Source organism: Martinezella lusitana, assembly GCF_900094565.1.
GTDB classification, from domain to species: domain Bacteria; phylum Pseudomonadota; class Alphaproteobacteria; order Rhizobiales; family Rhizobiaceae; genus Rhizobium; species Rhizobium lusitanum.
Window position 1 is genome coordinate 23,262 of the sequence record NZ_FMAF01000017.1, and the last position, 12,708, is coordinate 35,969.

A 12,708-nucleotide genomic window follows, 5' to 3' on the forward strand; every position below is an offset into this window, starting at 1 on the left:
TCTGAAATCGCATGTCTATTTCACATCGCTCCCAAAATCGGCTGAGGTTTGCCGTTTGATTCTCATCAAGACCATGGGGTTGAAAGCAGCTCTAACCAGACCACCGCTTGGCCTTCTCGCCGGTCGGCACACGCTCATAAGTAAACTCCGAAACAGACGAATATAAGTTCCGGATCGGACGAGGTTGAAATCCGAACTGGACGCGTGTAGCTTCCGAGCCGAACGCGCCGGCTATCCTAGAATTTTGTAGCGCTCAGGAGGAAGAACAAATTGAAAGCGGAAAGCCCCTTTGACCTGCTTTATCCGAGAGGCGTGGCCGAGAGAATTAGGATTGCCTTGGAAGATACGCCAGTTGTACTCGTGAACGGACCACGTCAATGTGGCAAGACGACGTTGGCTCGAACCTTGCTTCAGACAGATCGTCCGTATTTTACGCTAGATGACGAAACGACCTTACTGTCAGCAAAGGCCGACCCAGTCGGCTTCATTCGTCAGATTGATACCGGCATCTTAGACGAAGTGCAGCGCGCGCCGGAGCTGCTACGTGCCATAAAACAATCCGTCGACAACGATCGGCGACCTGGCCGATTTTTGTTAACGGGCTCAGCAAACATTCTCGCACTTCCGACGATTTCCGACAGTTTGGCTGGGCGGATGGAGGTCGTCACCTTGTTGCCTCTAGCTCAATCCGAAATTCGACGTAACCGGTCGAACTTCCTTGATTCTGCCTTTGCTGGAGAGGCTATAGTTCCCCACAGCCCAATAGTCGGGAACGCCTTGATTGAGCAGGTGCTTATTGGCGGATATCCTGAGATGGTGGGCCGGGGCGATCCCCGCCGCCGATCCGCATGGGCTAGGGAGTACATCCGCGCCATCGTTGAACGAGATGTGCGCGACATTGCCGACGTCGAACGCCTGGACCAGATGCCGCAGCTTCTTCGGGCACTTGCGCATCATTCAGGACAGTTGCTCAATTTCACCCAATTGGCCGGCCAAGTCGGTATCGATGACAAGACCGCTCGCCGTTATATCGGGCTATTTGAACAGTTGTTTCTAGTTCGTCGCATAGAGCCCTGGTTTCGAAATCCGTTGAAGCGCCTTGTTAAGACTCCAAAGCTCCTGTTTCTCGACAGCGGCCTTTTGGCTGCGCTTATCGGACTGACAATGGATCGAATTTCACGGGACCGTTCACTATTCGGCTCATTGCTGGAGACGTTTGTCGCCGACGAAATCCTCCGGCTTGCGACCTGGAGCGACATCCAATCAACCTACCATCACTATCGGGATAAGGATCAGGACGAAGTCGATATCGTTCTCGAAGATGAAGCTGGCAATATGGTGGGACTTGAAGTCAAGGCTGCGGCAACGGTGACCGCCTCAGATTTCAAAGGCTTACGCAAACTAGCCGTAGCCACAGGCCGTGCCTTCAAGGCGGGCTGGGTTCTGTACGACGGCGACAAGATTCTGCCGTTTGGTGACAATCTTGCGGCGATACCGCTATCTTGTCTCTGGGGCCACTGAGACAAGCAGCGGGAATTAAGGTTCGGATCCCATCAAGACCTCCGTGTACTACCTCAGATCGAGTACCAAGATTCATCCACATATAGTATGCAAAAGTCGCAAGCGTCGCCTTTGATTCACCATCCGAATTCGTGCTGTTACAGCATGGACTGGCACGCGAATAACCGCTATTTCCTCGGCCTGTGGCGATGTTGAGTATCGCTGAATCATCCCGTGATACCCGAGGCGTCTTCCGGTGAAAAAAGTCCAACGCAGTTTCGTCGTCGAATATAAATCCGGTCGGCAGAAACCCGACCCGAAGTCGAACTCGATCTGGGGCAAGATCGATCTAAAGTCCGTTGCCCGCGATGTCGAGGACGACGCGGTGTCATTTTTGCCGGGTGGGCCAACAGATGGTAGTTCCGCCAGCGGAGTGTCTGTATCGAAAGCTGAGCCAGCGGAACCATTGTTGACACCGCCGACTGGGCATCACACAACACCAACAGTGACCGAGGAGACGATCATGGCCGACGAAATCGATACGATGACCACGACTGATGCGTCGGCCGTTGCGGAAACGCCAATCGCGACGAAAAAGCAGCGCCAACCGCGCGCAAAAAAGGTGAGTCCTCAAGTCGCCTCGGTCGATGATGCGGTGGAACCAGCCGGTACTTCTGCGGGCACGCCCGAGAAACAGAAGCGTGGACGCAAGGCCAAGTCGATCGAAGGTGCCGGAACCGCAAAGCAGGCACCTGTGAAACGCGCTCCCAAGGCCGTACCGGTGGCTCTCGCAGCACCGACGGCACCTGCGTTGCCGACAGCTACCGCAGAAGCGAGTGACGAGATGGCCGATCTGCTGCAGTTGGAAGAAGAGAACCAGAGGCTGCGCAAGCTGTTGGCCGAAAAGCTCCGTGCTGAAAACGCCGATCTGCGCAAGCGCCTCGAGCTCGATTAAGAAGCAACCGGCGGCCCATCGCCGGCCGCATTTGCATGCAACGAGCCAAATAGTCCGGTGGGCGGTCACGGCCGCCGCCAAACCATCAACTCGCAGCCTGCATGCGGGATTAACCGCGAGGTCGAATTAATGGCGTCTCCCTGGAAATTCCTTGCCAGACTTGTGTCGCCGCGGCGCCAGCCAAATCAGGACAACAGCGCGATCGAAGGCGTCAAGCCAAACGTTTTGGCGATAGCGGGTCCGACCGAAACCACAGTCGAGGAGAGCCGGCATAGCGCCGATCACCTGGCAAGAGAACAACTACGGCCGATCGATCGATCTGATGCGGTTGCCATCGCGCCTGAACCATCCGATGAAACCCGCAACGATTCTGCAGGCGTGTTGGAAAACGATAGCGCCAAGCTGGAGCCAGCTTCTGGCACAGTTTTGCCGGATGTCGGCGTGATCGTTGAGGAGGTCGAAGGCACCGCCGAAGCCACGCGCCGCGAGCGGAGAACTCATGCCACAAAGGTTGAAGCGGCCGCGGTCGTGTTACAGGTCTCTCCAGTCGCTGCCTCTGTTTCCGACGAAATGGTCAGCCTGGATGAAGAGATCGCCATGCTCCGGACCCAGTTGGCGGGCAAGCTCCGACTGCAAAACGCTCAGTTGAACAGGATGCTGGCACGTTTCGAGCGCTGATCTCTTGCAATGTCGATGTCTGCGGAGAATGCCAAGCGGAAATCAACAGACAGGTTCAAATGGATTGCTGCGGCCTATCTCTTTAGTCATATCTCCTCGTCGGACGGGACAACCGCGTTTATGGACTGGGTAACCTCTGATGAAAAATAGGTCGTTTTGGGTATGGATCTCTACACTCGCCGTACCCGTTGTTTCGCTGATCGCAGTTCAGATCGATACGAATTCTGGAGCATCTATCGGCGGTGGTGGCTACGATCTTGGTCCGTTCCTATATTCCTGGCTGCTGATCATAGTCACAGGCGGTTGGTCGCTTTGCACTTTTTCGGCGGCGTTAATTCATCGCGACCGAGCAGCTTCGATGCGGGCCGTCGGCCTGACTGTTATTGGGTTTGTCACATTCGTCACTGTCCTGCTTCTCTACCGACAGAACCTTTCCTAGAATAATCGGGGATCCGGGCAGAGTTCATCCTGTGTTCGGCGAAGCTCGAGATTCATTAGAATGGGAGCCGGCGCAGTTTCTGGTCGATGTTCGCTTGAAAGCTCTTTGTTCAAAACCTTATAGATTTCAGATGTCGGCCAAACGGGGGTTATGGGTTCAAGTCCATTCAAGGCGTTCACATTTGACGGCCCAAAAGCGCACTTCTGCGGTCGCTGGTTTAAGAGCGGACCCGCGCGCCGGGGGCTGTCGGTCCCGGTTTCCGGCGTTGCCGTCGCTATGCTAACCCTCCTGCGGCAACCCTTTTGACCGGTCTTGTGGGAGGCGAACGGCTTTCGCGGTTCCCGCTACAGCTGGTGTGCCCTTTATATTCTGGACGTTTCTGCCCAACGACCCAAGAGCTGTCACTGCGTGAAACCGTGCGATTATAAACCTTGCTCCCAGGTTGGCTGAACCCGCACCCCACCAACAAGGTTGATCTGCCGATCGTGCCGTGTTTTGAAGGTGGAAAATTAGCGGCGAGGCTTTGACAACAGGAATGGCAGAACAGTTTGACATGTTTTCGGAGCAGGCTCCGCGCGACCATGCGGTCACGCGTGGCTCCTCCAAATCCGTCAAACCCGACAAGCATACCATCCCCCTTAGTGAGGACGACATGGTCCGACATCTGTCGGAGACAGGCCGATATCGGATCCTGCAGAAACTCGTGCCGCGCGCGATCGCGCCAGTCCCCCGGCCAGGGTACCCGCTCAAGGGCATCATTCTCGACACCGAGACCACGGGCCTCAATGCTCGCAAGGATGAGATCATCGAGATCGGCGTGATCGCTTTCACCTTCGATGCAACAGGAAGTATCGGTGACGTGACCGGCATGTATGGCGGATTACGGCAGCCGAGCGTTTCCATTCCCGCTGAGATCACCAGGCTCACCGGGATTACCGACGATATGGTCGCCGGGCAGTCAATCGATATGGCGGCGTTGCGGGCGCTGATTGGGGCTGCCGATCTGCTGATCGCCCACAATGCCGGTTTCGACCGGCCATTCTGCGAGGCCTTTTCTCGCCTGTTCTCCGGCAAGGCCTGGGCTTGCTCCAACTCCGAGATCGACTGGTCGTCGCGGGGATATGAAGGCACCAAGCTCGGATATCTGCTCGGGCAAGCAGGATATTTTCATGAGGGTCATCGCGCGGTCGACGATTGCTTTGCGCTTCTGGAGGTTCTGGCCCGCGAAGTGGACGGATCGGTTTCCACCGCTTTTGCCGAGCTCTATGAAGCAAGCCAGAGATCGCGTGTCCGGATCTTTGCAGAGAACAGCCCGTTCGACATGAAGGACCAGCTGAAGGCGCGAGGCTATCGCTGGTCCGACGGAAGTGACGGTCGTCCCAAATCCTGGTGGATCGAGGTTGGAGAAGAGGCGCTCGATGATGAGCTCCGCTATCTCAGGGCCGAAATCTACCGTTATCCAGACGCCGATCCTCCAATCAAACGCCTCACTGCCTTCGACCGATTCCGGGCCTGATGACCCCTTCAGCCCCTCTCTGATTGGACCCATGCTTTGAGCACATGGCCGACCTGAGACCTTGTGCCTTATCGACGGGCGGGCAGGGGCCAATATCCCAATCATCGAAACGACGTTGGGACCAAGCATGGTTGCTGGCGTCAAGAGACCTCACGAAAGGGGATCATCATGAACGTAGCACGCTCTTTCAACACTTGGCGCAAGTATCGTCAGACCGTTAGCGAACTTGGCCGCATGAGCTCGCGCGAGCTGCAGGACCTCGGCATCGATCGCGCCGACATTCATAGCGTGGCCCGCGCATCGGTTGCTCGCTAAGCGACTGTTTCCAAGCCAAGCTGAATGACGACACGCCCGCTGATGACGCGGGCGTTTCTGTGTCTGGCCGCCGCGAGGCGCTGCGCTGGAGATCTATCTGAGGCCGTGTATTTTTCGCATGGCTGCACTGCAGCAAAGTCTATTTAATGTGCGGACGGAATGGGTATTCTGGTTTTCATCGAAGCGATGCACCTCCTCCCGCAGAGCTTTGATTTCAGACGGCCCACTCCTCCTCCCAGGGCGCGTCTGTCGGAACAGCGGCGCTCCTCCTCCCAGCCGTTGTTCGGTTCTTTTCGAAAAGCCTGCCGCACCTCCTCCCGCGGCAGGCTTTTTCGTTTTGGGCAGGGGCAATCACGGGAGCGACCGCTTGCATCGCGCCAGCACGATCACCACAACGCCGACCAGAGCTCCCCGATAAATCCAGGGCGACTGATCGATCATGAAGCTCTCGGCCGGATATGGCAAATACCCGCTGCCCTGACCCATCCAGAGCAGACCGATCAGAACGAGTAGTCCTCCTAAAACATACCCGTGCGGCTCTGGTCGAGCATTTTGCCGAGGGAAAACTGGTGCATCCGGCAGCGCTGCTTGCGCCATCAGCTGAAGACGTGCGGTCGTGGGCCGGAAGCTACACCATCACCATCACCGGCGAAACCTGGAAGCCTTACGAGCGCACGGTCGAACAGCCCGCGAACTCGGTCGGCAGACAAGCCGCGACTGCCCAGATGTCAGCCTTCGAGTAGCCGAGCCGCGGGGCTCAGGCCCCGCTTTTCTCCAATGCCCGCAACGCCGTTGCGACCTGCTTCTGAAAAGAAAAAAGGGCCGACGGAAAACCGCGGCCCATAAAGTGTGAAGGTCATGGACCTCCAGAGGGGAACAGCTGCTGCGGCGGAACTGGGAGGAAGCCGCCATGTGCATCAGCTGAAGTCTGTATGCCCTATTTTTCATCATGCTGCACCTAATTTTTGTGCAGTGCAGCTATGCGATCGCGGCTTGGGTGACCGCGATCCCTCCCGCCTGCATCTTTCGCTTCGACAGGCCATTCCAGCCAACCCTACCAGGTGATCAAGGGTGACCTATGTAGCCACCGATCCGTGGTGACTTGATCCAGCACGAAGGTCGCAACGTCTTCGCGCGAAATGGAGCCTCCGCGGAACTGGTTCAAATCCGTGAGCGTCTGGATCGTGTTGTGACGAGGCTTGTTGTTGAGAACTGAAGGACGGACGATGGTCCAATCCAGATCGCTGCCCTTGATGATTGCCTCCTGACGGTCCTTGTCGGCGTAAACCTTGCGCAGAAGCAGAGGGAAGATCAGCTTGTCGAAGAGGAAACCGCCGTGTCCTGCGCTGTCGCCAGCGCCCATACCGGTGATGGCGACGAGACGCGCGACGCGCTCTGCCTTCATGGCGCTGACAAGCGCTCGGGTCGCGGTCGAAAGAAGCGTGACTTCGCGAAACGGACTTGCGGGTGTGCCGAGCGCGCTAATCACGGCATCGCGACCCTTGACGGCCTGGCGCAACACCTTCTCGTCACGGGCGTCTCCAACGGCGATCTTCGCTCCCTTCATGTCTGCGGCCTTTTCCGGCGAGCGCACCAGGAGGGTGACATCGTAGCCGCGGCTGACGGCCTGGTTGACGATGTGACGGCCGGTTGGCCCAGTTGCGCCGAGGATCAGGATCTTCGGCGCAGCGGCCAGAGTTGTATCAGTCGTAAACGTGGTCATTGTTGTGCTCCTCTTGGAAAGCAGGCGCCTCTCAGGAGGCCGCCCTGTTGGGTTGGATGCTGGTGATAATCAGAGCCGGCCCTCTGCGAGAAGTTCGCGGGTCCGCTTCAGCGTCGACAGCAGGGCCGATCTGTAGCCCTTGTCGCTGTCGAACTGCGTCTGCTCGGCCTGTTCCTCTGGGCCGCCAGGTTCCTTACCGCGCAGGCCGAGGTAGCAGTAGAATTTCAGCTGCAGGGCGCCGGCTTCGTCCTCGAACAGCTCATTAATAATGGCGCCTTCGCGTGGGCCGGTGGCCTGGAAGAAGGTGACCTTGCTCTGCGGCTCGAGGGTGATGATCTCCCTGATGTCGGAGCCGGCGATGGTGGCTTCGCGCACGAAGTGCGTCGCGCCTTCCTCCACGACGTCGCAGCGGGTGCAGAGGCCGGGCGGGAGAAAGAGGCGCGCGTCGCGCGCCTTCAGTTCCAGGCCCTTCCAGACCTGCTCCCGGGTGAGTTTTGTTTCGCCTTCCGGATTCACCGTGACGGTTGTGGTCGAATAGATCATGACGATGGTCCTTGTTTAAAATTGTGGGCGCCTGCCTCAGGCAGAAGCAGCGGTTTCCAAGGCGAAGTTGCGATAGGAGCGGAGCGGACGGCCAAGAAGTGACGTCAGTCGCTCGACGTCACCGCCCTCGGGCAGCATTCCGTCGGTCAGGAAGCGCTCGCCCATCAGGCGCATGTCGTAGGCCATCCAGGCCGGCATGAATGGCTTGAGGTTCTGCTCGAACGCAGCAGTATCGCCACCGCCATAGTTGATCTGGCGAGCGAGAACGTCCGACCAGATGGCGGCGATGTCCGCTCCGGTGAGGGTGTCTGGACCGACCAAATTGATGCGAGTGAACGGGAGCGGCTGTGCGGCCTGTTCGCGTCGCAGCAGCTCAATGGCGGCAATCTCCGCAATATCGCGCACGTCGATCATGGCGAGGCCCTTGGTCCCGACGGGCATCGGATAGACGCCGTAGCCAGTGATCACGTCCTTGATCGTCAGATCGTTCTGGATGAAATAGGCGGGACGCAATATCGTCGCTGCCAAGCCCATCTGCTCGATCATCCGCTCGACGCCGAACTTCCCGGCGAAATGCGGCACGTTCACGTAGACGTCGGGGTGGATGACCGAGAGATAGACGATCCGTTCGATTCCGGCCGAGCGGGCGACATTGAGCGCGATCAGAGCCTGGGTGAACTCGTCGGGTACGACCGCATTCAACAAGAACAGTGTGGACACGCCATCGAAGGCACTGCGCAGGGAGTCGACGTCCAGGAAGTCGCCTTTTGCGACGGAGACACCCGCCGGAAAACTGGACTTCGAGGGATCGCGGACGAGAGCGCGGACATCGGCTCCGCGGTTGACAAGATGTTGAATAACTTGGCCGCCGATATTGCCTGTGGCGCCGGTAACGAGAATGGTCATGGGAGTATCTCCGGGTTGGTTGGTTTCGCTTGACACCCGGAATATGGATGGTTCATTGATGGCCCGATAGATCGTTAATTTGGACACTCCGTCTCACAGGTGGAACATTCATGGACCTCCTCGCTCTTGCCGATTTCAATCTCGTTGCGCGCCATGGTGGCTTTGGCAAAGCAGCGCGAGCCTCCGGCCGTCCGAAGGCGACCCTGTCGCGACGGGTAACAGAACTTGAGGCTGCCCTTGAGCTTCGGCTGTTCGAGCGTGGCCTGCGCAACCTAAAGCTCACCGAGGAGGGACGTGCCCTGCACGTGCGGACAGCCGCTCTCCTTACGGAACTTGATGAGACGGCAGCCAGTATCGCTTCCGGCGCGGAAAAGCCGCGTGGCAGGTTGCGGATCAGCGCGCCACTCTTATTGTCCCAGACCGCCATGGGAAAGATCGCCGCAGGTTTCGCGTTGAAACATCCAGATGTGAGACTGGAAATCACCACTGACGACAGAGCCGTGGACATGATCGAGGAAGGCTATGATCTGGTCATCCGGGTCAACCCGGAACCAGACGAAGCCCTCGTCGGCCGAGTCTTCCTGCGCGACCGGCTCGTTGTCGTTGCAAGCCCCGAGCTTATCCGCCCGGTTGGAGACGCTCCAGTGCCGGGCGTAGTGCGAGGTGCAGGTCATCGGCAGACCTGGAAATGCACGACATCAGCAGGGTCAGCGACATTCAGTATCGAGCCAGTCCTTGCATTGTCGTCGATCATCATGGTGCGGGATGCGGTACGGGTAGGTGTCGGCGCTGCACGCCTGCCGATCTCGCTGGTGAGCCACGATCTTGCTGACGGCACGTTGCTACATTGGGGAGATATTGAGGAATCGGAGGTCGCGCTATGGGCACTCTACCCATCCCGGCGACTGCTGAGCGCTCGCGTGTCGGCGTTCCTGGACTACCTGAAGCAGGCTTTTCCCAACGGAACGCCGGACGAACTGTCTGCTTATATTGGCAGGTAGTATTATCTGAGCCAGCTCTATGCAACTGCGCCTTTCCTGGAATAGGCTCCGGGAGGCATTCCGACATGGCGGTTGAACGCGACGCTGAAGGCGCTTGCGGAACCGTAGCCGACACGTTGCGCGATCTCCGCCGTGGCGACATCGTCGCGGAGGAATTCCTTCGCCAGCGCCATACGCCAGCCGGTCGCGTATTCCATCGGGGGCACGCCAACCTCCCTCCGGAAACGATCGAAGAAGGTCGAACGGGACATGGCGGCATCCCGCGCGAGTGTTTCCACCGTCATGCTGCGACCTGGATCTGCGTGAATCCGGCGCAAGGTCGGTGCCAGTAGCGGATCGGCCATACCGCGCAGAAGACCGGGCGGGGCCGCCGCACTTGCTGTTGATCGCAAAGCTTCGATTAACAGCACCTCCAACAACCGGTGAAGCACCATCTCACGCGCTGTACGGTCGGCACTCGTTTCGTCGTTTATCATCCCCACGAGCATCATCAGTCGCTCTTCGCCTTGGACATGGATGACCTCCGGTAGCAGCGAGACAAGAAGAGCCTTGTCATCCGAGCCAAAGGCACAATGGCCAACCATCGCCTTGATTTCGGCGGGCGCTTCTGGGTCTCCGAGCCGGAAGACACCCGGGCTGGTCTCAAGACGCTGGGCAAGCGCTCCGCGCGGCGGCGGTTCCAGGCTGCTCATCGTGAACGAGAAGATTTCCGGAACCAGAACGAAGTCGCCGGCAGTCAAAAGCATCGGCTCACGACCTGTGATCGTCATCCGGCAATGGCCTTCGACCACCGCGCAATAAAAGGGGCTTCCAAGTTCCGTGCGCTCGACGAGCCACTGACCGCCGCCTGTCACCAGCTTTGAGATCGACGGGCTTGGCTTGAGTAGGGAAACGACTTCGGCAACTGGATCGGTCATGGTTTCGGACTTACGCTAAAACATTACGAACAATCAAACATAGCAAGTCCGAGTCGACTGGTCCATCTCTTGGAAAGTTAATCGTCAGGAGACAGAACATGCCAAACATCCTCATCACCGGTTGCTCATCCGACTTCGGTCTCGCCATCGCGCAAACATTTGTGACGGCAGGATGGGACGTGGTCGCCACCATGCGTACTCCGCGGACCGATCTGATACCCCATAGCGAAAAGCTCAAGATCCTGGCACTGGACGTGTCCAACGCGGATAGCATCACGAAGGCGGTCGAAGCGGCCGGGCCGATCGATGCTCTGGTCAACAATGCAGGCGTCGGCATGCTCAACGTACTGGAAGGCGCCGAAATGTCGAAAATCCGCGAACTGTTCGAAACGAACGTGTTCGGCGCGATGGCGATGACCAAAGCCGTTCTTCCGCACATGCGTATCCGTCGCTCAGGCGTCATCGTCAACGTCAGCTCCAGCGTCACCATCAAGCCGCTGCCCGCACTCTCCGTCTACAGCGCCAGCAAGGCAGCGCTAAACGCTTTCACCGAAAGTCTCGCTCTTGAAGCCGCTCTATTCGGAGTGCGTGCGAAACTTGTTCTCCCGGGTTCGGCGCCGACCACAGGGTTCGGCAAAAATGCCGTCGCCCGTATGGGAATGGATGTCCCCGAGCCGTATAGCGCATTCGTCCACGACTACCTGACAACGCTGCGTTCCGGCACAGAATTCACGACGCCGGAAGACGTGGCAGAGGCCGTCTGGCGTGCTGTCACGGAACGGGAAGCGCCGATGAAAACTCCCGCCGGCGCGGATGCGCAAACCTGGTTCCGCGAGGCAGGCCACTCGGTGGCCTGAAGACGCTTACCCGGAAATCAATGCTTACGGATCCCGACCATGAACAATCTGATCGGTCTCGCCGAACATATTCCTGCGCCTGAGGCCACTCTCACCGTGGCCCATACCCCAATCCGTTTGCCGATGCCCGGCCGCCAACCGCTGGAACTGCGTCTGACCGCACCGGCGACCGGCGGCAACCTTCCCATCGTACTGCTGTCGCACGGGTTCGGCCCGTCCAACTATATCCCGTCGAAAGACGGTTACGCCCCACTTGCGCAGTTTTGGGCGGAACGGGGTTTCGTGGTGATCCAGCCGACGCATGCGAGTTCGCGCGTTGGTGGCTTGCCTTCAGATTCACCCGGCGCGCCGTTCTTCTGGCGCGAGCGCGTCGAGGAGATAAAGGCTATTCTCGACCAGTTGCCGGAGGTGGAGCGGCAGGCGCCCGCCATTGCTGGCCGGACGGATCACTCGCGCATCGCCGCGGCCGGTCATTCCTTCGGCGGGCATACCGTTGGCCTCCTGCTAGGCGCGCTGCTGAATGGTGAGGATTTCTCCGATCCACGCATCTCGGCGGGTATCCTGCTGGCTGCTCCCGGACGCGGCGGAAAGGACATGACTGATGAGAACGCCGCACGGTTTCCGTTCTTCGACGTTGAATTCTCGACGCTGACGATACGCAGCCTTGTCGTTTGCGGTGATGCGGACGATCCGCATTTCACCACCCGGGGGCCGGACTGGCATGCGGATGTGTTTCACGATGCGCCGGGCGCAGAAGCGCTGTTGATGTTGCACGGCGTCGGTCACGGGCTGGGCGGGATCGCCGGGCTTGACGCAAAGGAGACCGAGACCGAGGCGCCTGACGTTCTGGAAGCTTTGAGGCGTCTGACGCTCGCCTGGCTTCAGACAGTGCTGGGAGCAGATGAAGGTGCATGGCCCGGCGGCTGCCTCGCGCTCAAGGGTAAAGCGGCCCCGCTTGCGGATGTCACGCAAAGCTAGCACTAAATTTGGTGAAGTCGATTGGCGGCCAGGTTGCTCCTCGCGACCCCGCCGTTCGTGGTTTCAAGGAATGGGTTGACCGGCGGAAAACATCGCGCGGCTTGAAGCTCTGATTGGTCTTCCGGCCGGGGCGTGGTCCGTCTGAAGCTGCGAGTGGGGGAGTGATCGCTCCTCAGTCCTGTCATTCAGGCGTGGCATCACAACCAGCTACGCGAGGAAGCAACGCACCGTTTCCGGCAACCTCCCACATGCGGCGTTGGCTTCGATCACTCGGTCGGTGCTTGTGGGCGTTGTGCACCCATTTCCATTGGTCACCACTCGATGAGGCCATTGCCGTACCCCTTTATCTGACAGCTGGCGCGTCCACTGCGGTCTCGATG

14 protein-coding genes are annotated in these 12,708 nt (G+C 58.7%); 10 read left to right on the plus strand and 4 right to left on the minus strand.

Annotated elements, in window-relative coordinates; genetic code table 11:
- Positions 1-270 precede the first annotated feature (270 nt).
- The 7 genes from GA0061101_RS25725 to GA0061101_RS40325 all read left to right on the plus strand — a co-directional run bounded on the left by GA0061101_RS25725 (position 271) and on the right by GA0061101_RS40325 (position 6,146).
- On the plus strand, positions 271-1,521 hold the full coding sequence (locus GA0061101_RS25725) for an ATP-binding protein (RefSeq protein WP_092575601.1): 1,251 nt from the start codon (positions 271-273) through the stop codon (positions 1,519-1,521).
- Between the two features lie 235 nt (positions 1,522-1,756).
- Positions 1,757-2,455: a transcriptional regulator gene (locus GA0061101_RS25730; protein ID WP_037197811.1), complete on the plus strand. Its 699-nt coding sequence runs from the start codon at positions 1,757-1,759 to the stop codon at positions 2,453-2,455.
- A gap of 57 nt (positions 2,456-2,512) precedes the next feature.
- Positions 2,513-3,133: a hypothetical protein gene (locus GA0061101_RS25735; protein WP_141694120.1), complete on the plus strand. Its 621-nt coding sequence runs from the start codon at positions 2,513-2,515 to the stop codon at positions 3,131-3,133.
- Between the two features lie 139 nt (positions 3,134-3,272).
- Positions 3,273-3,572: a hypothetical protein gene (locus GA0061101_RS25740; RefSeq protein ID WP_081938750.1), complete on the plus strand. Its 300-nt coding sequence runs from the start codon at positions 3,273-3,275 to the stop codon at positions 3,570-3,572.
- 535 nt (positions 3,573-4,107) lie between these two features.
- On the plus strand, positions 4,108-5,088 hold the full coding sequence (locus GA0061101_RS25745) for a 3'-5' exonuclease (protein ID WP_037197808.1): 981 nt from the start codon (positions 4,108-4,110) through the stop codon (positions 5,086-5,088).
- Between the two features lie 168 nt (positions 5,089-5,256).
- Positions 5,257-5,403 carry a DUF1127 domain-containing protein gene (locus tag GA0061101_RS25750; RefSeq protein WP_081938749.1) on the plus strand — a complete coding sequence of 49 codons (147 nt, stop codon included), beginning with the start codon at positions 5,257-5,259 and terminating at the stop codon, positions 5,401-5,403.
- Between the two features lie 569 nt (positions 5,404-5,972).
- The gene (locus GA0061101_RS40325) at positions 5,973-6,146 is read left to right on the plus strand and encodes a hypothetical protein (RefSeq protein WP_245297573.1); all 174 of its coding nucleotides are present in this window, start codon (positions 5,973-5,975) and stop codon (positions 6,144-6,146) included.
- Positions 6,147-6,457: 311 nt separating this feature from the next.
- Here the strand turns inward: GA0061101_RS40325 and GA0061101_RS25760 are convergent, their stop codons facing one another.
- The 3 genes from GA0061101_RS25760 to GA0061101_RS25770 all read right to left on the minus strand — a co-directional run bounded on the left by GA0061101_RS25760 (position 6,458) and on the right by GA0061101_RS25770 (position 8,575).
- Positions 6,458-7,126, minus strand: a complete 669-nt coding sequence (locus GA0061101_RS25760; protein ID WP_092575604.1) for an NAD(P)-dependent oxidoreductase — start codon at positions 7,124-7,126, stop codon at positions 6,458-6,460.
- Between the two features lie 69 nt (positions 7,127-7,195).
- On the minus strand, positions 7,196-7,669 hold the full coding sequence (locus GA0061101_RS25765; protein WP_037197807.1) for an SRPBCC family protein: 474 nt from the start codon (positions 7,667-7,669) through the stop codon (positions 7,196-7,198).
- A 36-nt stretch (positions 7,670-7,705) separates the two neighbouring features.
- Positions 7,706-8,575 (minus strand): SDR family oxidoreductase, encoded by an 870-nt coding sequence (locus GA0061101_RS25770; RefSeq protein ID WP_092575607.1) that lies wholly within the window; start codon positions 8,573-8,575, stop codon positions 7,706-7,708.
- A gap of 110 nt (positions 8,576-8,685) precedes the next feature.
- On the opposite strand from GA0061101_RS25770, the gene GA0061101_RS25775 reads away from it, so the two are divergent.
- On the plus strand, positions 8,686-9,576 hold the full coding sequence (locus GA0061101_RS25775) for a LysR family transcriptional regulator (protein ID WP_037197805.1): 891 nt from the start codon (positions 8,686-8,688) through the stop codon (positions 9,574-9,576).
- A 17-nt stretch (positions 9,577-9,593) separates the two neighbouring features.
- Here the strand turns inward: GA0061101_RS25775 and GA0061101_RS25780 are convergent, their stop codons facing one another.
- Positions 9,594-10,493, minus strand: a complete 900-nt coding sequence (locus tag GA0061101_RS25780) for an AraC family transcriptional regulator (RefSeq protein ID WP_037197804.1) — start codon at positions 10,491-10,493, stop codon at positions 9,594-9,596.
- A 98-nt stretch (positions 10,494-10,591) separates the two neighbouring features.
- Between GA0061101_RS25780 and GA0061101_RS25785 the strand changes: the two genes are divergently transcribed.
- Together GA0061101_RS25785 and GA0061101_RS25790 are read left to right on the plus strand one after the other, a co-directional pair.
- Complete coding sequence (locus tag GA0061101_RS25785; RefSeq protein WP_037197803.1) at positions 10,592-11,350, plus strand: SDR family oxidoreductase; 759 nt, start codon at positions 10,592-10,594, stop codon at positions 11,348-11,350.
- Between the two features lie 39 nt (positions 11,351-11,389).
- Complete coding sequence (locus tag GA0061101_RS25790) at positions 11,390-12,328, plus strand: alpha/beta hydrolase family protein (protein ID WP_092575610.1); 939 nt, start codon at positions 11,390-11,392, stop codon at positions 12,326-12,328.
- Positions 12,329-12,708: the final 380 nt, after the last annotated feature.

Excerpts from the sequence above, each read along its gene's own strand:
- GA0061101_RS25790 (WP_092575610.1), top strand. The coding sequence starts at position 11,390 with ATGAACAATCTGATCGGTCTCGCCGAACATATTCCTGCGCCTGAGGCC.
- GA0061101_RS25780 (WP_037197804.1), bottom strand. The coding sequence starts at position 10,493 with ATGACCGATCCAGTTGCCGAAGTCGTTTCCCTACTCAAGCCAAGCCCG.
- GA0061101_RS25745 (WP_037197808.1), top strand. The coding sequence starts at position 4,108 with ATGGCAGAACAGTTTGACATGTTTTCGGAGCAGGCTCCGCGCGACCAT.
- GA0061101_RS25750 (WP_081938749.1), top strand. The coding sequence starts at position 5,257 with ATGAACGTAGCACGCTCTTTCAACACTTGGCGCAAGTATCGTCAGACC.
- GA0061101_RS25765 (WP_037197807.1), bottom strand. The coding sequence starts at position 7,669 with ATGATCTATTCGACCACAACCGTCACGGTGAATCCGGAAGGCGAAACA.
- GA0061101_RS25760 (WP_092575604.1), bottom strand. The coding sequence starts at position 7,126 with ATGACCACGTTTACGACTGATACAACTCTGGCCGCTGCGCCGAAGATC.
- GA0061101_RS25775 (WP_037197805.1), top strand. The coding sequence starts at position 8,686 with ATGGACCTCCTCGCTCTTGCCGATTTCAATCTCGTTGCGCGCCATGGT.
- GA0061101_RS25785 (WP_037197803.1), top strand. The coding sequence starts at position 10,592 with ATGCCAAACATCCTCATCACCGGTTGCTCATCCGACTTCGGTCTCGCC.
- GA0061101_RS25740 (WP_081938750.1), top strand. The coding sequence starts at position 3,273 with ATGAAAAATAGGTCGTTTTGGGTATGGATCTCTACACTCGCCGTACCC.
- GA0061101_RS25770 (WP_092575607.1), bottom strand. The coding sequence starts at position 8,575 with ATGACCATTCTCGTTACCGGCGCCACAGGCAATATCGGCGGCCAAGTT.